The sequence below is a fragment of the Actinoplanes sp. TFC3 genome (genome assembly GCF_001553785.1).
Taxonomy (GTDB): domain Bacteria; phylum Actinomycetota; class Actinomycetes; order Mycobacteriales; family Micromonosporaceae; genus Actinoplanes.
On sequence record NZ_LOJP01000001.1, the window covers coordinates 5,848,357 to 5,869,507 of the forward strand.

General features: G+C 70.1%; 16 protein-coding genes. 6 read left to right on the top strand and 10 right to left on the bottom strand.

Annotated features, from left to right (window positions below; all coding sequences use genetic code 11):
- Window positions 1-46: 46 nt before the first annotated feature.
- Complete coding sequence (locus TFC3_RS26320; protein ID WP_067505272.1) at window positions 47-2,554, bottom strand: glycosyltransferase family A protein; 2,508 nt, start codon at window positions 2,552-2,554, stop codon at window positions 47-49.
- Between the two features lie 66 nt (window positions 2,555-2,620).
- Here TFC3_RS26320 and TFC3_RS26325 point away from each other — a divergent pair, with 66 nt between their 5' ends.
- Window positions 2,621-3,937, top strand: a complete 1,317-nt coding sequence (locus tag TFC3_RS26325; protein WP_067505275.1) for a cellulase family glycosylhydrolase — start codon at window positions 2,621-2,623, stop codon at window positions 3,935-3,937.
- On the opposite strand, the gene TFC3_RS26330 is transcribed toward TFC3_RS26325, so the two are convergent.
- From TFC3_RS26330 to ftsY, 5 genes are all read right to left on the bottom strand, one after another.
- Window positions 3,934-6,174, bottom strand: coding sequence for a [protein-PII] uridylyltransferase (locus TFC3_RS26330; RefSeq protein ID WP_067507643.1), 2,241 nt, complete (start codon window positions 6,172-6,174; stop codon window positions 3,934-3,936). The genes TFC3_RS26325 and TFC3_RS26330 overlap by 4 nt on opposite strands.
- A gap of 40 nt (window positions 6,175-6,214) precedes the next feature.
- Window positions 6,215-6,553, bottom strand: coding sequence for a P-II family nitrogen regulator (locus tag TFC3_RS26335; protein ID WP_067505278.1), 339 nt, complete (start codon window positions 6,551-6,553; stop codon window positions 6,215-6,217).
- A 32-nt stretch (window positions 6,554-6,585) separates the two neighbouring features.
- Window positions 6,586-7,953 carry an ammonium transporter gene (locus TFC3_RS26340; protein ID WP_067505281.1) on the bottom strand — a complete coding sequence of 456 codons (1,368 nt, stop codon included), beginning with the start codon at window positions 7,951-7,953 and terminating at the stop codon, window positions 6,586-6,588.
- Window positions 7,954-8,159: 206 nt separating this feature from the next.
- Complete coding sequence (locus TFC3_RS26345; protein WP_067505284.1) at window positions 8,160-8,957, bottom strand: aminoglycoside phosphotransferase family protein; 798 nt, start codon at window positions 8,955-8,957, stop codon at window positions 8,160-8,162.
- Between the two features lie 51 nt (window positions 8,958-9,008).
- Entirely contained in the window at window positions 9,009-10,184 is a 1,176-nt protein-coding gene (ftsY, locus tag TFC3_RS26350; RefSeq protein WP_067505287.1) for a signal recognition particle-docking protein FtsY, read from the bottom strand.
- A gap of 153 nt (window positions 10,185-10,337) precedes the next feature.
- Here ftsY and TFC3_RS26355 point away from each other — a divergent pair, with 153 nt between their 5' ends.
- From TFC3_RS26355 to TFC3_RS26365, 3 genes are all read left to right on the top strand, one after another.
- On the top strand, window positions 10,338-12,026 hold the full coding sequence (locus tag TFC3_RS26355) for an alkaline phosphatase D family protein (protein ID WP_173745350.1): 1,689 nt from the start codon (window positions 10,338-10,340) through the stop codon (window positions 12,024-12,026).
- Between the two features lie 49 nt (window positions 12,027-12,075).
- Window positions 12,076-12,285 (top strand): hypothetical protein, encoded by a 210-nt coding sequence (locus TFC3_RS26360; protein ID WP_067505293.1) that lies wholly within the window; start codon window positions 12,076-12,078, stop codon window positions 12,283-12,285.
- Window positions 12,286-12,489: 204 nt separating this feature from the next.
- Complete coding sequence (locus TFC3_RS26365) at window positions 12,490-12,957, top strand: DinB family protein (protein ID WP_067505296.1); 468 nt, start codon at window positions 12,490-12,492, stop codon at window positions 12,955-12,957.
- Here TFC3_RS26365 and TFC3_RS26370 read toward each other — a convergent pair.
- The 3 genes from TFC3_RS26370 to TFC3_RS26380 form a co-directional block, all read right to left on the bottom strand.
- Window positions 12,954-13,568: an HAD family hydrolase gene (locus TFC3_RS26370; protein WP_067505298.1), complete on the bottom strand. Its 615-nt coding sequence runs from the start codon at window positions 13,566-13,568 to the stop codon at window positions 12,954-12,956. The two genes, TFC3_RS26365 and TFC3_RS26370, sit on opposite strands and share 4 nt — an antisense overlap.
- Window positions 13,569-13,616: 48 nt before the next feature.
- Window positions 13,617-17,198 carry a chromosome segregation protein SMC gene (gene smc, locus TFC3_RS26375; protein WP_067505301.1) on the bottom strand — a complete coding sequence of 1,194 codons (3,582 nt, stop codon included), beginning with the start codon at window positions 17,196-17,198 and terminating at the stop codon, window positions 13,617-13,619.
- A 199-nt stretch (window positions 17,199-17,397) separates the two neighbouring features.
- Complete coding sequence (locus tag TFC3_RS26380; protein WP_067505304.1) at window positions 17,398-17,592, bottom strand: hypothetical protein; 195 nt, start codon at window positions 17,590-17,592, stop codon at window positions 17,398-17,400.
- Window positions 17,593-18,303: 711 nt separating this feature from the next.
- On the opposite strand from TFC3_RS26380, the gene TFC3_RS26385 reads away from it, so the two are divergent.
- Together TFC3_RS26385 and TFC3_RS26390 are read left to right on the top strand one after the other, a co-directional pair.
- Window positions 18,304-19,737, top strand: coding sequence for a DUF3492 domain-containing protein (locus TFC3_RS26385; RefSeq protein WP_067505308.1), 1,434 nt, complete (start codon window positions 18,304-18,306; stop codon window positions 19,735-19,737).
- 22 nt (window positions 19,738-19,759) lie between these two features.
- Window positions 19,760-20,359 carry a Spherulin-4 gene (locus TFC3_RS26390; RefSeq protein WP_067505311.1) on the top strand — a complete coding sequence of 200 codons (600 nt, stop codon included), beginning with the start codon at window positions 19,760-19,762 and terminating at the stop codon, window positions 20,357-20,359.
- Here TFC3_RS26390 and mutM read toward each other — a convergent pair.
- Window positions 20,295-21,149, bottom strand: coding sequence for a bifunctional DNA-formamidopyrimidine glycosylase/DNA-(apurinic or apyrimidinic site) lyase (mutM, locus tag TFC3_RS26395; RefSeq protein ID WP_067507646.1), 855 nt, complete (start codon window positions 21,147-21,149; stop codon window positions 20,295-20,297). The genes TFC3_RS26390 and mutM overlap by 65 nt on opposite strands.
- Window positions 21,150-21,151 lie beyond the last annotated feature (2 nt).

Sequence of the window (21,151 nt, forward strand, 5' to 3'; positions counted from 1 at the left end):
TATACGCGAATGCAACACGACGCCTAACGGCACGGAACTCCGGCCGTTACGCCGGAAGCGGCTCGGGTGTGCGCTGGGTGGGGGCGGACGGGCGCGGGGCGTGCACGAGACCGGCGATGCGGTCCACGTACAGCTGCGGGTGGTGGGCCTTGGTGATGACCTCGCGGGCGCGGCGGCTCTGCTCGGCGAACAGCACCCGATCGGTGGCGTACCGGCGGATCAGCGCGTCGACCTCGTTCGGCGCACAGTAGATCGCCGCATCGCCGAAGACGGCCGCGTGCTTCTCCTCGGTGATCACCACACAGCCCTGCCCAGCGGCCTCCAGCGCGGGACGCGAATACGTCTCGATCGCCTCCGGATGCGGGAAGTGCAGGTAGAAGTCGAGCTGGTGCAGGAACGTGCGCAGGTCCAGGTCGGTGGCGTCATAGACCAAGTGGGTGTACGGGCCGCCGAGGGTCACATCGGTGCGGGGCCAGTCCGGCATTCTCAGCCGTACGTCCACGGCTCCCACCTCGTCGTAGACGTACAACGCCTCCCGGGTGTCGCGCGGCCACACCCCCTGATCGCACAGGTCGGTGCCGACCACGGGCAGGTCTGCGCCGGCCCCGGATCGGACGGCGGCCCAACGTTCGGTGCCGATCACGGTCGGCAGGTCGTACGGGGTCAGCTCCACGGCCGGCTTGTATGCCCGCAGCACCGCGCGGATCTGCGGGTCCTGCGGGCACCACAGCGGTTCCAGGCCGAACATCCGGTCCGCGATGCGGGTGCAGCCGGCCACGTCGTACCGGTTGTCGAGGCCGTCGCGGCGCACCGGGGCCTGATCGGCGACCACGAGCATCTGCCGGGGGCGCAGCAGGTATTCGTCGCCCTCGGCGAACTGCAGCACCGCGGCGTGCCGGACGATCAGCAGCGCCGTCTCGGCCGCGTCGCCGGGCAGGATCTGGGTGACCCGGCCGGCGTTCACCAGCGCCTGCACCGGCGGGCACAGCGCGTACCGCCGCCGGGCCATCGGTCGCAGCGACTCGATGTGCAGCACGGCCACCCGCAGACCGCGGTCGGCCAGGGCGCGCATCTCCTCCACGGCTGCGAGTTGCGGGCCCTGCAGGAAACGCCAGTCGCCGGCCAGCACGACGTCGTACTCGGGGCGGGGCGGGGCTTCCCCGCGGGCGTACCGTAGATGATCGGGTGCGGCAAACGGCCTTTCGCCGCCATCTTTGGGCAACCACGGCTTGGCGTTGCGGGCCGCGATGCGCGAGTGCCACTGCTGATAGGCCGAGGAGTAGGCAACCCGCGCCGGATGCATCCAGTAGGCGCGGATCTCCGAGCGCGACAACGATCCCAGCGACAGGCGGATCAGCGCGAGCGGCTCGGTCTCCAGGTGACGCACCGCGCGTTCGCCGTGGACCGCTCGCATGCGTCCGATGTACTCCGAGTCCGCGGCCTTGCGCACGCGGTCGAAGTAGCCGATGCGATCCATCACCTGCTGACGCCGGAACAACAGCGACGACGGGTTGAACCGCCCCCGCCGCACCGCCGGGCGGGTCAGCACGAGATCCTCGGTGACCCCCAGACCGTCGCTGGTGGTGGCCACGATCCGCGCGTTCTGCAGCATCGGGCGGACCTGCAGCTCCAGCCGGCGCGGGTGCGACCAGTCGTCGGAGTCCTGGAACGCCACGAACTCGCCCTCGGCCGCATCCAGCCCCGCGTTGCGAGCGGCGTAGGTGCCCTGGTTGTGCGGCTGCTTGACCAGGCGGATCCGCGGACCCATCGCCACCGCGCGCTGCAGCACCTCGTCGAACTCCGGCGGCGAGGCGTCGTCCACGATCACGATCTCGACGTTGCGCCACGACTGGTCCAGGATCGACCGCACCGCGGTGATCAGGCCCTCGCCGGGGTGGAACGCAGTGACGATGACCGAGATGCGCTGGGGCTCCTCGACTGGCGCGGCGGGCGCGGTCACGGTAAGCCGGTCGAAGGGTGAGTCGTGGCTTTCGGCATTGAGCGCCGGGTAGGGCTTGGGCATCAGCCGCTGGAACGCGGCCAGCCACGGTGCGACATCGGCGGTCTGGATGAACGGGTTCACCACATCCAGCTCGAGGTCGCCGCGCACGGCAGGGCTCATCGAGCGGTACGCCGCCAGCAGCTCACGCGCCGCCTGTGGCCCCTTCCACGCGAAGGTCAGCTCGGCGTGCAGCCCCTGATGCGAGCCGGGGACGCCGTCGGCACCGAGGGCTTGGCGCAGCAGCTCGTAGATGGCCAGGGCGTCCGTACGGTCCTCGGGCAGCATGTCCTGCAGCGCGAGCGTCTGTGCCAGCCCGGCGACCACGGAGGGCCGGACGCCACCCTGGATGCCGCGCAGCCACCGCACATCACCGGTACGAGCGGCGGTGAGCAGTTGCTCGTAGGTCGTCCCGGTGCCACGCAGCGCCGTGTAGGCGATCAGTTTGCGCATCTCCAGCGAGCGCAGCCGTACCGCGGTGGCCGGCATCGCCCGCTGCACGTGGTAGCGCGCGATTTTCAGGTAGTCGTCGAGCAGGCCGCCTGGTTCCCCCATGCCTAACGCAACGCCTGCACTTCCCGCTAAGTGACGTCGAAGCGTTTTATTGATTATCCTCTATGCATGGAAGCGCTCCCAAAACTTCGCAGAGTCCTTGCCGCAGCCGCCCTGGCCGTCGCGGCCTCCGTCGTGTGCCTGGTGGCCCCCGCGTACGCCGCCACCGGCCTGCACGTGAGCGGCACGAAGATCGTCGAATCCGGCGGTCAGCCGTTCATCATGCGCGGCATCAACCATGAACACACCTGGTTCACCAACCAGACGTCCTCGTTCGCCGCCATCAAAGCCACCGGCGCCAACACGGTACGGGTGGTGCTCAGCGGCGGCCGCTGGACCGCCAACGCCGCCTCGGATGTGGCAAACGTCATCGCCCTGTGCAAGCAGAACCGGCTCATCTGCGTGCTCGAAGACCACGACACCACCGGCTACGGCGAGGATGCCGACGCCTACACCCTCGACCAGGCCGTGGACTACTGGGTCAGCCTGAAGAGCGTGCTGCAGGGCCAGGAGGACTACGTCATCATCAACATCGGCAACGAGCCGATCGGCAACACCAACCCCGGCCAGTGGACCAGCGCCACCGCCGCAGCCGTGTCCCGCATGCGCAGCAACGGCTTCGAGCACCTGCTCATGGTCGACGCCCCCAACTGGGGCCAGGACTGGCAACACGTCATGCGCGACACCGCCCAGACCGTGCTGGACGCCGACCCCAGGCACAACACCGTGCTGTCGATCCACATGTACGCGGTGTTCAACACGGCAGCCTCGATCACGTCCTACCTGGACACCATTGCGGCAAAGGGCTGGCCGCTGGTGATCGGCGAATTCGGCTGGCAGTTCGACTCGGGCCAGGTGGACGACCAGACGCTGATGGCCGAGGCGGTCAAACGCGGCCTCGGCTACCTGGGCTGGTCCTGGGCCGGCAACAACGACCCCATCCTCGACATGACGAACAACTTCGACCCCACCCAGCTCACCACGTGGGGCAAGCGCATCGTCCAAGGCTCCAACGGCATCACCGTCACCGCGCGGGAAGCAGCCATCTTCGCCGGAACGGGCCCCACAACGCCACCTCCGACCGGTCCCGCCTGCACCGCCGCGTACTCGGTAACCGGCCAGTGGTCCGGCGGCTTCCAAGGCGATGTCAAAGTAACCGCAGGCACCGCGGCCATCCACGGCTGGACAGTAAGCCTGACCTTCCCGAACGGCCAGCAGATCACCCAGGCCTGGGGCGCGACGGTCACCACCACCGGCGCAACCGCGACGGCTCGCAACGTCAGTTACAACGGCTCGCTCACCGCCGGCGCCTCAACGACCTTCGGCTTCCTAGCTTCCTGGGCTGCGAGCAACGGTCCTCCCACGCTGTCCTGCACCGCTGTTTAAACGGCGGCCAGCACTGCGGCCTCGACCTTGGCGCGTTCTGCCTCGTCGGTCCACGCGCCGACGAGGTAGAACGCGTCCACCACATCCCCGCCCAGCGTGGAGATCCGCGCCGCCCGCACCTCGGCCCCGGCCTCGTCCAGCGCCGAAGCCACCCGGTACAGCAGTCCCGACGAGTCCGCGGCCCGCAACTCCAGCACCACCGCGTCCGTGGCAACCTCGCGCAGCCAGATCACCCGCGGCGCCGCCCCCTCGCGGACCGCACCCGCCCGAGCCCGGCGCAGCCGTTGCGTCACCGAGACATCCCCGGTGGCGACCCGGCGCAGGTCAGCGGTCAGCGCCACCGGTTCGGCCGGCGACCCGTACCGCGGCTGGGTCAAAAACTCGACAATCGCCCGCCCGTCCACGGTGGAGGCGTCCGCAGCGAGCACATCGAGGCGGTGCAGAGCCAGCACGCCCGCCACCGAGCCGAGTAACCCCCGCCGGTCGGCTGTGGCCACCGCAACCCGGTCGCCGTCCAGGCGCACGGCCGGCAGTTCCCCCGCCAGCAGCGACGGATCGGGTTCCGGGGCCGACGGCAGCGCGCCCGTGTCCAGCGCCGTGTGCACCTTGCGGACCAGCTCGGCGATCAGCCGGCCCTTCCAATCGGACCAGGCGGCCGGGCCGGTGGCGTGCGAGTCGGCTCGGGTCAGCGCGTGCAGCAGGTCCAGCGTGGTGGTGTCGCCCACCGCTTCGGCGACCGTGGAGATGGTGACCGGGTCGCTCAGGTCGCGCCGGGTTGCCACATCCGGGAGCAGCAGGTGCAGGCGTACCAGCTTCTCGATTACCGTCACGTCGGCTGGCGGCAGGCCGATGCGGGCGGCGATGCCGGCGGCGATCGGGGCTCCCACGATGCTGTGGTCACCGGGCAGGCCCTTGCCGACGTCGTGCAGGAACGCGGCGATCAACAGCAGGTCGGGACGGTCGACTTCGCGGGTGCAGGCGGTCGCCTCGTACGCGGCCTGCACCAGATGCCGGTCGAGGGTGAAGCGGTGCACCGGGTGATGCTGCGGCAGGCTGCGCATCCGGGCCCACTCGGGCAGCCAAGCGTCGGTCAGGGCGTACCGGTCGCAGGCTTCCCAGGTGGGCAGCAGTCCCTGGCCGGAGCCGAGCAGCGACACCAGCGCGGCGCGGGCGGCGGGCGGCCATGGGGTTGGCAGGGGCGGGCAGAACGCGGCGAGCCATTCGCAGGTGGCGCGAGCGATCGGCAGTCGCACGGTGGCCGCGGCTGCGGCCACGCGCAGGGAGAGCGTGGGGTCCGGGACCGGGCCGATGGCCGTACGGGCCAGCACCAGCTCGCCGTCCTGCTCGACCACGTCACGGGCGACCGGGCGGCGCGACGGTTTCCCGGGGATGCTGCCCCGGCGGCGGCCGCTGCGCAGGCGGTCGGCGGCTCGCCAGGCGTCGTCCAGCGCGTGGGCGATGGTGCGGGCGTCCCCGGCCACGCGGCGCAGCACCGTGTCGCCGTCGTCGACGCCGAGCAGCTCGGCGATGGTGCCGCGTTCCTGGGTGATCAGGCGGTCGACGCGGCGGCCGACGGCCAGGTGCAGGGCGTCGCGGGTGTCCAGCAGGCGCAGGTCGGCGGCGCGGACGGCCGGTCGCATGGTGTCGGCGATGCCGGCCCGGCCCAGGCCGCGCAGGATGGTCAGGTCGCGCAGCCCGCCGGCGGCTTCCTTGAGGTCCCCTTCGAGCAGGAACGCGAGCTCGCCATGGGCGGCCCAGCGGCTCACGGTGATCTCTCTGAGCTGCGGCAACAGGCGCACGGCGGTGCGCCGCCATTGGTCGCTGGTGGCGGCGATCAATTCGGCCGACAGTGCGGCGTCGCCGGCGATGTGGCGGGCGTCGAGCAGGCCCAGCGCGGCCTTGACGTCGTCATGGGCCACGGAAAGAGCTTCCGGAAGGGTACGAACAGAGTGGTCCAGCCCCAGCCGCGCATCCCAGATCGGGTACCACAGCGCCGAGGCGATGCGGTCGATGCCGGCCGTTCCGTTGTGCAGCAGCACGAGATCGAGATCGCTGTGCGGCGCGCAGTCGCGGCGTCCCAGCCCCCCGACCGCGATCAGGCTGACGCCGGTGAGGTGGGCCGGGAACATCCCGGTCAGCCAGGTGTCGAGCGCCGTGGCCCGGGCGGTGCGGGCCGCGACGCCAATCTGGTCCCTGAGGGTGTCCAGCGAACCGTCGAGGGGCCCCTGGGGCGCCACCGACGGTTCGCTGACCACGTCATTCACGGTTTTCTACAGCTCAGAGCGCGTCGAGGCCGCGCTCGCCGGTGCGGACCCGGACCACGTCGTCAACGCTCGTGACCCAGACCTTCCCGTCGCCGATTTTGCCGGTACGAGCGGAGTTGACCACCGCGTCGACCACCTTCTCGACGTCCAGCTCGTCGGTCAGCACCTCGACCCGGATCTTGGGCAGGAACTCCACCGTGTACTCGGCTCCCCGGTACACCTCGGTGTGACCCTTCTGACGGCCGTACCCCTGCACCTCGCTCACGGTGAGGCCGGCCACGCCCAGGGCGTGCAGCGCCTCCTTCACCGCGTCGAGCTGGTACGGCTTGATGACCGCGGTCACCAGCTTCATGCTCAGTCCTTCCATCGCAGACATCGGAGAACTTAACCGGCGACCTTCTGGCTGACATCGGCCTTGCCGTCGGCGTCGACGCCGGCCGGCCGGTTGATCCCGGCCATCGCGAACGCGCCGCCACCACCGGTGCCACCGGCGGGGGTGAAGTCGTACGCGGTCTCACCGTGGTCGGCGATGTCGATGCCGCCGATCTCGGCTTCCTCGCTGACCCGCAGCAGCTTGACCGACTTGAGGATCAGCGCGATGACCGCGGCGATCACCAGCGAGTACAGGGTGACCGCGGCGCTGCCGACGAACTGGCGCCACAGCTGGTCCAGGCCGCCGCCGTAGAACAGGCTCTCGCGGCTGGCCACGGCGTTGACCTGGGTGGTGGCGAAGAAGCCGATGCCCAGCGAGCCGATCCAGCCGCCGACGAAGTGCACGCCGACCACGTCGAGCGAGTCGTCGTAGCCGAACTTGTACTTCAGGCCGACCGCCAGGGCGCAGACCGCACCGGCGATGATGCCCAGCACGGCGGCGGGCAGCGGGGCGATGAAGCCACAGGCCGGGGTGATGGCGACCAGGCCGGCAACCGCACCGGAGGACGCACCGACCAGCGTCGGCTTGCCGTCGCGCAGCCACTCCACGATGATCCAGCCGAGCAGCGCGGCGGCCGTGGCGACCTGGGTGTTGACGAACGCGACAGCGGTGACGCCGTCGACGGTCAGCTCGGAGCCGGCGTTGAAGCCGAACCAGCCGAACCACAGCAGCCCGGCGCCGAGCGCGACGAACGGCACGTTGTGCGGGCGCATGTTCTCGCGCGGCCAGCCGATGCGCTTGCCGAGCACCAGGATGACACCGAGCGCGGCGGCACCGGCGTTGATGTGCACCGCCGTACCACCGGCGAAGTCGAGTGCGCCGAGCTTGACACCGATCCAGCCGCCGCCCCAGACCCAGTGGGCGACCGGGACGTAGACGATGGTGAACCAGCCGAGCGCGAAGAGCACCCAGCCGCCGAACTTGAGCCGGTCCGAGAGGGAGCCGCTGATCAGCGCGACGGTGATGATGGCGAACATCATCTGGAAGACCATGAAGACGTACGTCGGGATGCCGGTGCCGGCGCCCGCGACCATCCATTCCTCGCCGATCCAGCCGGTGCCGGTGCCCCAGTACTGACTGAAGCTGCCGAGGATGTTGTTGAAGCCGGCATTGTCATTGGTGCCGAACGCAAGGGTGAAGCCGTACAGCACCCACAGCACGGAGATGAGCCCGATGGCCGAGAAGCTCATCATCATCATGTTAAGAGCGCCCTTGGACCGGTTGAGGCCACCGTAGAACAGCGCCAGACCCGGAGTCATGAGCAATACGAGCGCAGACGACAGGAGCAACCAGGCAGTATTGCCGGTGTTGATCTCCACGCTGCCTCCTCTCGGTTAAGTGTCCTCCCACGGCCTCAGGGCGGCATCGCTCTGGCCGGTGTAGGGCGGAAGCTTTCCGGGCAGCTGTTTCACGGACGGTCCACCGGCGGTTTCCAACGCGTCACCGGATGTTTCGTACGTGTGAAGAAACTCTCACAGCCGCAGCCGCAAAGCCTCCCGAAAAGACACTTATCGCTCAGCGGAGGTCAACGCAGCGCGTACTCCAGGGTGTGGCGCTCGTAATCCAGGAGCCGCAGGTCGCGCATCGGGCGGCGCAGGTGGCCCTTGTGCACGATGCGCACGAACGCCGGGTCACCGGCCGCCGCCATCCGCCGGATGCCCTCGACGTGGTCCACGATCCGCTTGCGGATGGTCCGCACCAGCCGGTGCCGGTCCCGCGGGATCAGCCCGTACGCGTCGGCGAACAGCCGCAGCCGGCGGGGACGGTTGGGCCGCTTCCAGCCCAGCGTGTACGAATCCCGGTCGCTGAACAGCGGCACCCAGGTCCACGCCGCGTAGGCCACGTCGTAGATCCGCGCGCCCGGCGAGGCCAGGTCGAAGTCGATGAGCGCCAGCGTGCCGTCGGGTCGCCAGACCACGTTGTGCGGCGCCGCGTCGTGGTGGCAGATCACCTCGGTGTCCGGCGGGGGCGGGCCGAAGCTGCGCCACACCGCACCCGGCGGCGGCTGGAAACCGTACTGCGCGTCGTGGAACATGCGCAGCATCGTGGCCACCGTGACCAGCGCTTCCTCGGTGGTCCAGTGCGGGGCCAGCGGATACTCCCCGCACTCGCCGTCGAGGTATGACAGGACCTCGCGGCCCCGGTCATCCATGCCCAGCGCGTGCGGCGACCCGGTGAAACCCACCCGCTGCAGGTGGTTGAGCAGCGAGTGCACGGCCGGCGTCCACGGTCCGGCGTTGCGGCGCACGGTGTCGCCGAGCTTGGACACCGTGCTGACGTTCCCGCCGTGCAGAGGGATCTCGCGGAGGGGATCCTGAGTCACCCACGCCCCCCTTTGAAGTAGTGCCACGACACCGCCATGTCGCTGTTGAGCCTAACTGTCGGAGCCAAGCAGGGCCTCGACAAAGGCGGCCGGCTCGAAGGGCGCCAGGTCATCGGGACCCTCGCCCAGGCCGATGAGCTTGACCGGGATGCCCAGCTTGCGCTGCACCGCGATCACAATGCCGCCCTTGGCCGTGCCGTCGAGCTTGGTGAGCACGACGCCGGTCACGTCCACCGCCTCGGTGAACACCCGCGCCTGCTCCAGCCCGTTCTGCCCGGTGGTGGCGTCGAGAATGAGCAGCGTCTCGTCGACCGGCCCGTGCTTCTCCACGACCCGCTTGACCTTGCCCAGCTCGTCCATCAGGCCGATCTTGTTCTGCAGCCGCCCGGCGGTGTCGATCAGCACCGTGTTCACCCCGGTGTCGATACCCCGCTTGACGGCATCGAAAGCCACGCTGGCCGGGTCGCCGCCCTCGGGGCCACGCACGGTCTCCGCGCCGACCCGCTCACCCCAGGTGGCCAGCTGCTCGGCCGCCGCAGCCCGGAACGTGTCGGCCGCACCGAGCAGCACCGAGCGCCCGTCGGCCACCAGCACCCGGGCGATCTTGCCGCAGGTGGTGGTCTTGCCGGCCCCGTTGACCCCGACGACCAGCACCACCGCGGGCCGCCCGTCGTGCGGGGCGGTGCGCAGGCTGCGGTCCAGATCCGGCTCCAGGGCCGCGGTGAGTTCCTCGGCGAGCTGTACGCGTACCTCGGTCACGGTCCTGCTGCCCAGCACCCGCACCCGCTCGCGCAGCCGTTCCACGAGCACCTGGGTGGCCTCGACGCCGACGTCCGCAGTGATCAGGCTGTCCTCGATCTCCTCCCAGGCGTCCTCGTCGAGGTGGTCGCGGGAGAGCACGCTGAGCAGGCCGCGCCCGAAGACGTTCTGCGAGCGGCTGAGCCGGGCCCGCAGCCGGACCAGGCGACCGGAAGTGGGCTCGGGGGTCTCGACGAGCGGCCCGGCGGGCTCCTGCTCGACGGGCGCCTCGACCGGGGGCGCGCGCTCGATCAGCGGCGGCAGGGTCTCGGCGTCCGGGACGACAGGCGGGCGCTCAAGCGTCGTCGTGCCGGTTCGCCCCTGCTCAGAAGGCGGCAGCTCACGCCGGCGCAGGCGCGGCACGACGAGGCCGACGGCCCCGACGATCAGCACCGCCAGCAGGATCAGAGAGGCGACGACGTATTCCATGTACGAAATCCTGACAGATGAGGCTGGGCCCCGTGGTGCCACCTCCACGTGTTGCCCGCCACGCGGGGTGATCCCCCGCTGCCGGAAACCACTATGGCGAAATGCCCGGCCGGTGGGGACGATATGAATCATGAGCCCCGTGCCGGTGATCCGTTGACTTCTTACCTGTTGATCGGCCCGGTGCTGCGCCGCGTCGAGGGCGGCACCGCCACCCTGTGGGTCGAGACCACCGAGCCGGCCACCGTACGCATCGAGGCCACGGCCGGTGGTTCCGGCTCCGCCCAGACCTTCTCCGCGTACGGCCACCACTACGCGATTGTCGTGGTGATCGGTCTGCCGCTCGGGGCAGCCACCGAGTATCAGGTGTGGCTCGACGACAACCAGGTCTGGCCGCTGCCCACCAGCCCCTACCCGCCCAGCATCATCATCACCAGGCCGGCCGACGACAGCCAGCACCCGGTCAGCTTCATCTTCGGCTCGTGCCGCGAGGGAACACCGCAGTCCACGGGTCGCCGCCTGCCGCCCGATGCACTGGATGCGTACGCGCGAAGGCTCATGGCCGATCCGCACAACAGCGACCTTCGCCCGGACCTGATGGTTCTGCTGGGCGACCAGGTGTATGCGGACAACACCTCGGCCAAGATCAAGCGCTTCCTGCGCCGGCGCCGAGCGGCCGGCCACCACGGCCCGGACGACGAGGTGGTCAGCTTCGACGAGTACACGCGGCTCTACCTCGAGTCGTGGCGTGACCCCGAGATCCGCTGGCTGCTGGCCACGGTCCCCAGCGTAATGATCTTCGACGACCACGAGATCATCGACGACTGGAACACCTCGGCCTCCTGGCGCCGGGACATGTCGGCCCAGCCCTGGTGGCAGGAGCGCATCTCCAGCGGCCTGGCGACCTACTGGGTGTATCAGCACCTGGGCAACCTCAGCCCGGCCCACCTGGCCGCCGACCCCCTGCTGGCCGAGATCACCGCGGTCTCCGACGCCACGGACCTGCTGCACGACTTCGGCCTGTCGGTCGACGCCCCCGACTCGACCGAGAACACCGACCGGCCCTACCAGTGGAGCTTTGCCCTGGACGTCGGACGCACCCGCCTGGTCATGCTCGACAACCGCTGCAACCGCGTGCTGACCCCCGGGCGCCGCGAGATGCTCCCCGCGGCGGAGTGGCAGTGGTTCGTCGACCAGGCGCACGGCGACTACGACCACCTGGTGGTCGGCTCATCCCTGCCCTGGCTGATGCCCCCGGCAATCCACCACGTGGAAGCCTGGAACGAGAAACTGGCCAACTCGGCCGGCCCCCGCCGCGCGGCCCTCGCCGAGAAGATCCGCCGCGCGTTCGACCTGGAACACTGGGCGGCGTTCATGCGCTCCTTCGACGCGCTGACCGAGCTCTTCCGCCGCCTTGGCGAAGGTGGCCCGAACGCCCCCGCCCACCGAGTCGGAGCCGGTGGTGCCTACGCCGCCCCGGCCACGATCAGCGTGCTCTCCGGCGACGTCCACCACTCGTACGTGGCCCTGGCCGACCTGGGGCCCTCGGTGACCACGCCCGTCCACCAGCTCACCTGCTCGCCCATTCACAACCAGGTGCCCGCCATCATGCGCCCCTTGATGCGGTTCAGCTGGTCACGGGCGGCGGCCAAGGGGATGCGCGGGCTGGCTCGGTCGGCTGGGGTGCCCCCGCGCCCGATGCTGTGGAAGCGGCTGGCCGGACCGTACTTCGGCAACGCGGTGGGCACGCTGCGGCACGAGGGCCCGCACGCCGAGGTCAAGGTTGAAGGCACGTCGAAGGATGGACATCTCTTTACTGTGGCACAGTTGTCGCTCGACCAGTAGCCTTACGTCTACCACTCAAACCCTCACCTGTTCAAGGATTCTTTCCGGGTTGCCGGGCGTCACGCTTCTTCACCTTGACGAGGCGAACGCACCGCTGGTCGGCACGTTCGCTGCACAAGGCGACGGCAGCATTCCACGGGCACACGCCGTCTGGGCGGCAAGACAACACACCGCTTACTACCTCACCACCGAACCCGAGGAAGTCGTTGATCTTCTCGTGCCGGAGAAGATCCATCCCATCCCCACCAAGGACGCCTGACCCGCCGAAGGGGTAGCAAGCTTTCTCCGCCCGCGCCGGAGCCGCGCACCAGGAATGCTCGGTGGCTGGCGGACCTGGAAGCCGGTCGCCTGCCTGAGCAAGCAGCCCGTCCCGAAACGCCCTGACAAATCCGCAGGAGCCCTCCACAATGTCCGCGTGACGAATTCTTGGACTGCGCCTGCGGCACACCGCCCCGAAGAGCCCATGACCGGCGATGAGCGCCCCATGCTTCAAGGCTGGCTCGACTGGCAACGCCACACCCTGCTGCACAAGTGCGCCGGCCTGACTGCAGAGCAGCTACGCATCGCCGCGGCCGAGCCGTCCAATCTCACCCTGCTGGGCCTGGTCCGGCACATGACCCTGGTTGAGCGTCAGTGGTTCCGCAGCCGCGCGGCCGGTCTGAGCGAGCTTCCCGAACAGTTCGACGATGACCAGGAGTTCACCGATCTGGCGAACGCCGACGCGGAGGCCGATTTTGCCGCCTTCCGGGCTGAGATCGAGGCGGCCGATGAGGCTGTCGCCAAGCTGCCGCTCGATCACGAGTTCGCGACCAAGCGAACCCCAGCCATCAGCCTGCGCTGGGTCTACATCCACATGATCGAGGAGTACGCCCGGCACAACGGCCACGCCGACCTCCTCCGCGAACGCATCGACGGCGAGACCGGGGACTAACCCGAATCGAGAGCCTTTTCGAGGTACGGGATGTCCTGCGCGCCCGACCACCGGAAGGCCAGCAACTTCGCCGCGCGGGCGCCGCGCACCACCCGGTCGTCGTCGTCGACGAACAGGACCCAGGGGGCTTGCAGGCCCAGCGCCTCGCAGGCTCGGGCGAAGAATTCCGGGGCGGGCTTGTGGATCTTCAACTCCGTGGAGCTGATGATCAGGTCGAACTCGTTGGTGAGCCCGAGTGCGTCCAGGTCTGCGGGCAGGCGGTCGGTGGCGTTGGTGGCCAAGCCGACCGGTCGACCGGCTGCGCGTACGGAACGCACGAACGCGAGCGCCTCCGGGTCGACAGTGCCGCGGTGCTGCTGCCACTCGGCAACCGCCTTCTGCGCCGCATCTTCGTCGAGCGGCAGGCGCTTGGCGATCAGGTACATCCACTCGGCGTCGGTGATCTCGCCGGCCACCGCGGGGCGTAGCAGGTCCCACGAGAACGCCGTCGCCATCAGGGCACCCGGGTCCAGGCCGTACGACGACTCGACTCCGGCCGCCACCGAGGGGTCCCAGCGGCGCACCACGCCGTCCAGGTCGATCAGCATGGCTTTGGCAGGTTGGCGCAGCATGCGAAAAGCCTAGCCGCGCAGCCCGCAGCCCAGCCCAGCCCGGGAGGATCAGTCCTCGTCCTCGCGGTTGAGCCGCTGGCTGATCACCTGCGTCACACCGGAGCGCATGGTCACGCCGTACAGCGCGTCGGCGACCTCCATGGTGCGCTTCTGGTGCGTGATGATCAGCAACTGGCTTTTCTCACGGAGCTGCTGGAACAGGGTGATCAGCCGGCCCAGGTTGACGTCGTCGAGGGCCGCCTCGACCTCGTCCATGATGTAGAAGGGGCTGGGGCGGGCGCGGAAGATCGCACACAGCATCGCCACGGCGGTCAGCGAGCGTTCGCCACCGGACAGCAGCGACAGGCGCTTGATCTTCTTGCCCGGCGGGCGGGCCTCCACCTCGACGCCGGTGGTCAGCATGTCCTCGGGGTCGGTGAGCACCAGCCGGCCCTCGCCGCCCGGGAACAGCACCTGGAACACCGTCTGGAACTCCCGCGCGGTGTCCTCAAACGCCGACGCGAACACCTCGAGGATCCGGTCGTCCACGTCCTTGACCACCGTCAGCAGGTCCTTGCGGGTGGCCTTCAGGTCCTCGAGCTGGTCGGAGAGGAACTTGAAGCGCTCCTCCAGCGCCGCGAACTCCTCCAGGGCCAGCGGGTTGACCTTGCCCAGCAGGGTCAGGTCACGCTCGGCCTTGTTGGCCCGCTTCTCCTGGGCCGGGCGGTGGAACGGCACCGGCTCGGGCGGCTCCTTGCCGTCCTTCTCCGCCTGGTTCACCTCGACCTGGGTGGGCGGTACGAGCTGCTCCGGCCCATACTCGGCGACCAGCGTGTCGACGTCCAGCGAGAAGTCCTCGGCCGCCTTGGCCTCCAACTGCTCGATGCGCATCCGCTGCTCGGCCCGCGCCACCTCGTCGCGGTGCACCTCGCTGGTCAGGCGTTCGAGTTCGGACACCAGCCGCTTGGCCGTCGCGCGCACCTCGGACAACTCGGCTTCCCGGGCCATACGCGCGCGCGCCAGCTCGTCGCGGACCTCGACCGCGGCCGCCAGCGAGACCCCGACGCGGCTCAGCGCCGCCGCCGCACCCAGCGCGACAGCCTTGGCGATCTCGGCACCGCGGGCGCGGGCGGCTCGACGGGCGGCCGCGCGTTCCCGGGCCTGGCGCTCGGCGTTGGCCTGACGCAGCAGCGAGTCGGCCCGGCCGGCGATCGAGGAAACCCGCTCCTCGGCCGTGCGCACCGCGAGCCGGACTTCCATCTCGTTCTGCCGGGCCTGCGGGACCAGCGCGGCGAGCCGGTCGCGTTCCTCGGTGGACGGTTCCTCGTCGATCGGCGTGGCCTCGGCCAGGCTCAGCCGCTCCTCCAGCTCGGTCAGCCCGGCCAGGTCACGGTCGCGGTTGCCTTCGGCCTTCTGCCGCGAGGCACCGAGCCGCTCGGACTCGGCCCGGGCGGAACGGGCGGCGGCCCCCAGCTCGGCGAGCCGGCGGGCGGCGGCGTTGCGCTCACCCTCGGCGGCCCGCTTGGCCTGGGCCGCGACGTTCACGGCTTCCTTGCGTTCGGCGACCTCGGCACGGGCCTCGGTCAGCTGGGCCTTGAGCTCGCCGATGGCCTGCTCGGCGGCTTGGCGCTGGGCCTGCGCCTCGTCGACTGCGGCCTGCACCTCGATGTAGCTGGTGGCCTTGCCCGAGCCGCCGGCGGCCGAGTGGGCGCCGAGCACGTCGCCGTCGGGCGTGACCGCTCGCAGCTCGGGGTTGCCGGCAACCAGGGCGGTGGCGGCGGCAAGGTCGGCCACCAGGACCACGTCGCGCAGCGCGCGGTTGAGGGCGGGCCGGATCGTGTCCGGGCAGTCGATGACGTCCGGGGCCCAGGTCGCGCCGCCGGGTAGCTGCGGGCGCAGCGCGTCGAGGCGACCCTGCATGCCGGGGGACGCGGGACCGGCAACAACGAGGGAGGCCCGTCCGGCATCGGCAATTTTGAGCGTACGGATAGCCTCAACAGCCTCGTCCACGCCACTGAGCGCGACCGCATCCGCCAGCCCGCCCAGCGCCGCAGCCAGCGCTGCCTCATGCCCCTGACGCACCGTGAGCATCGACGCCAGGCTGCCGAGCAGGCCGGGAACCTGGTCCGCCTTGCCCAGCAGCGCCCCCGCGCCGTCCTTGCGCTTGAGGCCCAGGGCCAGGGCTTCCTCGCGCGCCTTCCAGCTCGCCGCGTCCTTCTCGGCTGCGCGCTCGGCGTCCGACAGCTCCTTGACCACCGCGGCCGCCTGATCGTGCGCGGCGACCGCCTCGGCGTGCCGGGCGTCCAGCTCGACGTTGTCCCGATCGGCCTCGGTGGACTCGGCGGCAACCGCGTCGACCTCGGCCTGGGCCGCCTCTGCTCGCATCAGCGCGTCGGTGTGCGCGGCGGCGAGGCGCTCGATCTCCTCGGCGGCGCTTCCGGTGCGGGCGCGGGCCGCGTTCACCTGCCCGGTCAGCTTGGCGAGGCCCTCACGGCGGTCGGCGATGGCTTTCGCCGCGGTACGAAGCGAGCCCTCGGCCGCCGCCAGTTGACGTTCCAGCTCCTGGCGGTGCTCGACCGCCTCGGCCAGGCGCATCTGGTCCTCGGTCAGCGCCTCGCGAAGCTCTTCCTCCTGCTCGCGCACGCGTTCGGCCTCGGCGGCCAACTGCTCCGGGTCGCGCCCGGGTCGCTCGTCATCCGGCGCGGCGGACAGGAACCGCAGTCGTTCGGCGGCGAGCTGCTCAGTGGACCGGAAGCGCTCCTGCAGCGCGGACAGCTTGTACCAGGTGTCCTGGGCGGCCTGCAGCAGCGGCGCGTCCTCGGCGTGCGAGGCTTCCAGGTCGGCGAGCATCCGCTGCACTTCGCGGTTTTCCTCTTCGACCTGCTGGCGGCGCTGGCGCATCGCCGACTCGTCGGCGATCTCCTTGTCCAGCGTGGTGCGCAGGGTGTGCAGGTCGTCGGCGAGCAGCCGGAGCCGGGCGTCGCGCAGGTCGGCCTGGATGCCGGCCGCACGCCGGGCCACCTCGGCCTGCTTGCCGAGCGGCTTCAACTGCCGGCGCAGCTCGGCGGTGAGGTCGTTGAGCCGGTTGAGATTGGTCTGCATCGCGTCGAGCTTGCGGATGGCTTTTTCTTTGCGCTTGCGATGCTTGAGGACACCGGCCGCCTCCTCGATGAACGAGCGGCGGTCCTCGGGCTTGGCGTGCAGCATCGCGTCGAGCCGGCCCTGGCCCACGATGATGTGCATCTCCCGGCCGATGCCGGAGTCGGAGAGCAGTTCCTGGATGTCGAGCAGGCGGCACGCGTTGCCGTTGATCTCGTACTCGCTGGCGCCGTCGCGGAACATCCGCCGGGTGATCGACACCTCGGTGTACTCGATGGGCAGCGCCCCGTCGCCGTTGTCGATCGTGAGGGTCACCTCGGCGCGGCCCAGCGGGGCCCGGCCCGCCGTGCCGGCGAAGATGACGTCCTCCATCTTGCCGCCGCGCAGCGCCTTGGCTCCCTGTTCACCGAGCACCCAGGCGATGGCGTCGACGACGTTGGACTTGCCGGAGCCGTTGGGGCCCACCACACAGGTGATGCCCGGCTCCAGCCGCAGCGTCGTAGCGGAGGCGAAGGACTTGAAGCCCTTCACCGTCAGGCTCTTGAGGTGCACGGATCTCCGAGGGTCGGCGGAACTACTGCTGGCCAGCAGGTTACCCGCCGGAGCCGGGCCTGTCCGCCTTCGCCGCGCCTCCCGTTACCGGCGGCGAAAATGGCACATAACACTCAGCACCCGACAGAAAGACGCGCGCCGCCACGGAGGGTGGGGGCGCGCTTTTCTTTCGTGCTGTGATGCTGGCGTTCGCCGAAGGTCAGGTCAGCGCCGGCTCGGTCAGCCGGAGCAGATCGTCCGCCTCGTTCGCCGCGGCGGAGAGACGATCGTTTTCCGCCCGGAGGCGGGTGACCTCGAACTCCAGAGCCTGAACCCTGGAACGCAGACGGGTGACCTCGTCGAGCAGGCGCCGATCGGGCGCCGCACCTACGTGGCCGTAGAGGGCCTTCGCCATGACTTCTCCTTGTGAGACATCACGTCTCTTTGTGATGCGCTGCCGGGAACACGGCCAAACGCGCGCACAGTGGTAGGCACTCTTGCACCCACGGACACGCGTAGGCACAAAGGTCTGTCCTCAACAGTGGTGCTAGAGAGACAGATACCCGCACTCCGAGCTTGAACCGAGCTTCACAATCCGAACCTCAGGACAGAGCTTGAGCGCAGATGGGCGCGACTGGCGACATCTCCATGGTGCGCCGAGGACTCCACTGCGTCAAGCCGTGCGGCAAGCGCCGATCACCGGCAGGCAGTGAATCACGCCACCTTGGCACGCCGGACCCGGTTGGATCAAGCGTTTTACCCCGTCGGGATGACGAGGATCCGGACCGTACGGGCAAATCCGGTGCCCTTGTCTCAAGGCAGCCTTAGGTCTTGCTTAGCCACCTTCCCCGTGTTCAGGAGACTGCTTACGGTAACTGCCGTCGATGGCTTTCGATCTCCGGTCGTCGGCGCAGGAGCGGCGCCGGGTGCCAGTGGCGGGGTACCCGGCCCGCACGCGACCACTCCACCGACCGGAAAAAATCCCCGAGGGGACGTCGAAAGCGGACAAAGCGTCTGGTAACGGCCCGAGCAACTGTCGTCTAGGTGACAGCTTCCCGCTGGTTGAGGCGGCTGTCTCGTTGCAGCCATCGTGATATCGCCCCTTTTGCGCCCGTGGTGCTGACCCATGCGCATCTGTCTGCTGACCGGGGGTGGCTATCCGTTCCGCCGGGACGCCCTGGGCGGCTGGTGTCGCTCCCTCGTCGACGGCCTGGCAGGCCGCGGCGTCCGGTTCCACCTGGTGTCGGTGGGCGATCGGGAGACGCTCGGCGGGCCGGCGTACCGGTTGCCGGAGCACGTCGAGTCGGCGCGCACGGTGGTACTTCCCCGCGACAACGCCGGGTCGAAGAAGCAGGCCACGCTGCTGTGCGAGGGGCTGGCCGAGCAGAACGACGAGAAATTCGCCGCCGGGCTCAAGGCGCTGACCAGGGAAAGCTTGGAAGCCGAGGCGCTGTCGGACGCTTGGCGAGCCGCTCGGGAAGCGGGGCGTGCGGAGCGGCTGCCGCGGTTGAGCCGGCGCGATGCCCGGACCGCGGTGACGTTGTTGCGGCATGCGGCGCGCGCTTTGGCCGTACCGCTGCCGGAGAGTGACCTCGTGCATTGCGTGGGCGGCACGACTCCCCTGCTCACCGCGCTGGCCGGGCACTGGGTTTCGGGCAGTCCGATCTTGCTGACCGAGGCGCGGGCTCCGGTGGCGCGGTTGCGGGCGAGCGAGGAGCGGCTTTCCTCAGCGGTACGAACAGTGCTGCGCCGATTTCGCAGAGCAGTCGCCCGCACCGGGTACGCCGAGGCAGGTCTGATCGCGCCGCTCAGCGAGTACCACCACGCGTGGGCCCTGCGGCACGGCGCGGAACCCTCCCGGCTGATCCCCGTGCCGGCCGGCGTCGACCCGCTCGACTTCCCGGTCGCACCCGAACCCCGCCAGCCGCTCGCCATCGTGTGGGCGGGAAACGGCGGACCGCAGAGTGGCCTGATCGTGCTGCTCAACGCGTTCGCCCAGATCACCCGGGCGGTGCCGGGGACGGTGCTGCACCTGGTCGGCGTGGCACCGGTGCACGAGGAGCATGCCGCCGCGTTGATCGAGCGCAGCGGACTCGGGCGCGCGGTCCGGCTGCACCCGCTGCCCGCCGACCCGCGCCACCGGTACGCCCCCGGTCATCTGGTCGTGCACCTGCCCGGCCCGAGTGACCCGCCGTACCGGCTGATCGAGGCGATGATGTCGGGCCGCGCGGTGGTGGGAGCCGACGCGGGACCAGTCGCCGAGACGCTGGCGGATACCGGGGTGGTCGTACCGCCGAACGATCCGGCCACGCTCGCGGACGCCTGTATCTCGCTGCTCATTGCCCCGGCCCGCCGGCGTGCCCTGGGTGAAGCCGCGCGGCGCCGGGCCCTCGCCTACTTCACCACTGACCGGGTGGTGAACGCCTACGGCGCGCTCTACACCGATCTGGCCGGGCCACCGCCCGCGCCGGCCTACGAGCTGACCCTTGCCGTACCGGCGCCCCGGACGCCGAGGCCGGCCACCCTGCGCTGGCTCGCCGCAGCTCAGGACGACACATGACAAGCCCAACCCGGAGGACGCCGTGAGGACCTTATTTCCCCCGTACGCCCACCCGTCGCCCGAGCACGCCGCCGACCCGGACACCTGGGTCGTGCAGGAGCACCCCGGCCGGCGCCGCTCCCGGCACCACGCGCTGGGCCGGGTGGACCTGGACTGGGGCGGGCGCTCGCTGGCCGACGTGCTCGCCGACGTGGACTCGTGGCGCGAAGACGGTGCCGAGGGGCTGTTCCTGGACCGTGCGCCGGCCGGGTCGGGTGGGGTCGGGCCGGTGGCGTTGATCGTCCGGCTGGCCGCCCGGCGCGGATTGCACCGGGTGGTGCTCAACCCCGGGGTGCCGACCCACCCGCTCTACCGCGATCTCGGGGTGCAGATCTGCACGTTCGACGGGGCGTGGACCTCGTACCAGGGGTGGGCCGGGGACGGGGTGGAGCCGGGCGACGGGCATCTCGTACACGGGGTGCCGGCCGAGATGCTCACCGCGGCCCGCCGGTTGATGGGCCGGCGCGGGGCCGGGTTCGGGCTGGCCACCGATGCCAGCCCGTACGGCGGTGGCACGCTCAGCGAAGCGGCTTGCGAGGACGCGGCTGACAGCGCGGACAGCTGTACGACGAGCGGTTCATGAACTGCTCGCGGCGGATGGCCGTGCCGCACCGGTGACACGGCTGTCCCTCGCGCCCGTAGGCGTTCAGCGAACGGTCGAAGTAGCCGCTTTCGCCGTTCACGTTCACGTAGAGCGCATCGAAGCTGGTCCCGCCGACCTGGATGGCCTCACCGAGTACGTCGCGTACATCGGCGAGCAGGCGTCGTACCGCTGGCTTGGTCAAGGCATCTGTGGGCCGCGCGCCGTGCAGCTTGACCCGCCAGAGCGCCTCGTCGGCATAGATGTTGCCGACGCCGGAGATCAGCGTCTGGTCCAGCAGCGCCCGCTTGATCTCGGTGTGCTTGGCCCGCAGCGAGGCGTTGAACTTGTCGTCGTCGAACAGCGGGTCCATCGGGTCGCGGGCGATGTGCGCGATCTCCTCGGGCAGCTCGGCGCCCCCCTCGGACACCGACAGTCCACCGAACGTGCGCTGGTCGACGAAGCGCAACTCCGGGCCGTCATCGGCGAACTGGAAGCGCACCCGCAGGTGGGTCTCGTCGGGCGCCTCATGCGGCTGCATGAGTAGCTGACCGCTCATCCCCAGGTGGGCGATGATCGCGTCGCCGGAATCCAGCGGCAGCCACAGGTACTTGCCACGGCGTGCGACGCCGGTGACCGTGCGCCCGGCGAGCACGGCCGCGAAGTGCACATCGCCGGGCAGGTGACGCCGGATCGCCCGGGGGTGGCGCACCTCGACCGCCTCGATGCGCCGGCCCGGCACCCACTTGGCCAAGCCCAGCCGGACCGTTTCAACCTCAGGAAGCTCAGGCAAGA

Excerpts from the sequence above, each read along its gene's own strand:
- TFC3_RS26320 (WP_067505272.1), bottom strand. The coding sequence starts at position 2,554 with ATGGGGGAACCAGGCGGCCTGCTCGACGACTACCTGAAAATCGCGCGC.
- TFC3_RS26325 (WP_067505275.1), top strand. The coding sequence starts at position 2,621 with ATGGAAGCGCTCCCAAAACTTCGCAGAGTCCTTGCCGCAGCCGCCCTG.
- TFC3_RS26335 (WP_067505278.1), bottom strand. The coding sequence starts at position 6,553 with ATGAAGCTGGTGACCGCGGTCATCAAGCCGTACCAGCTCGACGCGGTG.
- ftsY (WP_067505287.1), bottom strand. The coding sequence starts at position 10,184 with ATGGAATACGTCGTCGCCTCTCTGATCCTGCTGGCGGTGCTGATCGTC.
- TFC3_RS26365 (WP_067505296.1), top strand. The coding sequence starts at position 12,490 with ATGACCGGCGATGAGCGCCCCATGCTTCAAGGCTGGCTCGACTGGCAA.
- TFC3_RS26370 (WP_067505298.1), bottom strand. The coding sequence starts at position 13,568 with ATGCTGCGCCAACCTGCCAAAGCCATGCTGATCGACCTGGACGGCGTG.
- TFC3_RS26380 (WP_067505304.1), bottom strand. The coding sequence starts at position 17,592 with ATGGCGAAGGCCCTCTACGGCCACGTAGGTGCGGCGCCCGATCGGCGC.
- TFC3_RS26385 (WP_067505308.1), top strand. The coding sequence starts at position 18,304 with ATGCGCATCTGTCTGCTGACCGGGGGTGGCTATCCGTTCCGCCGGGAC.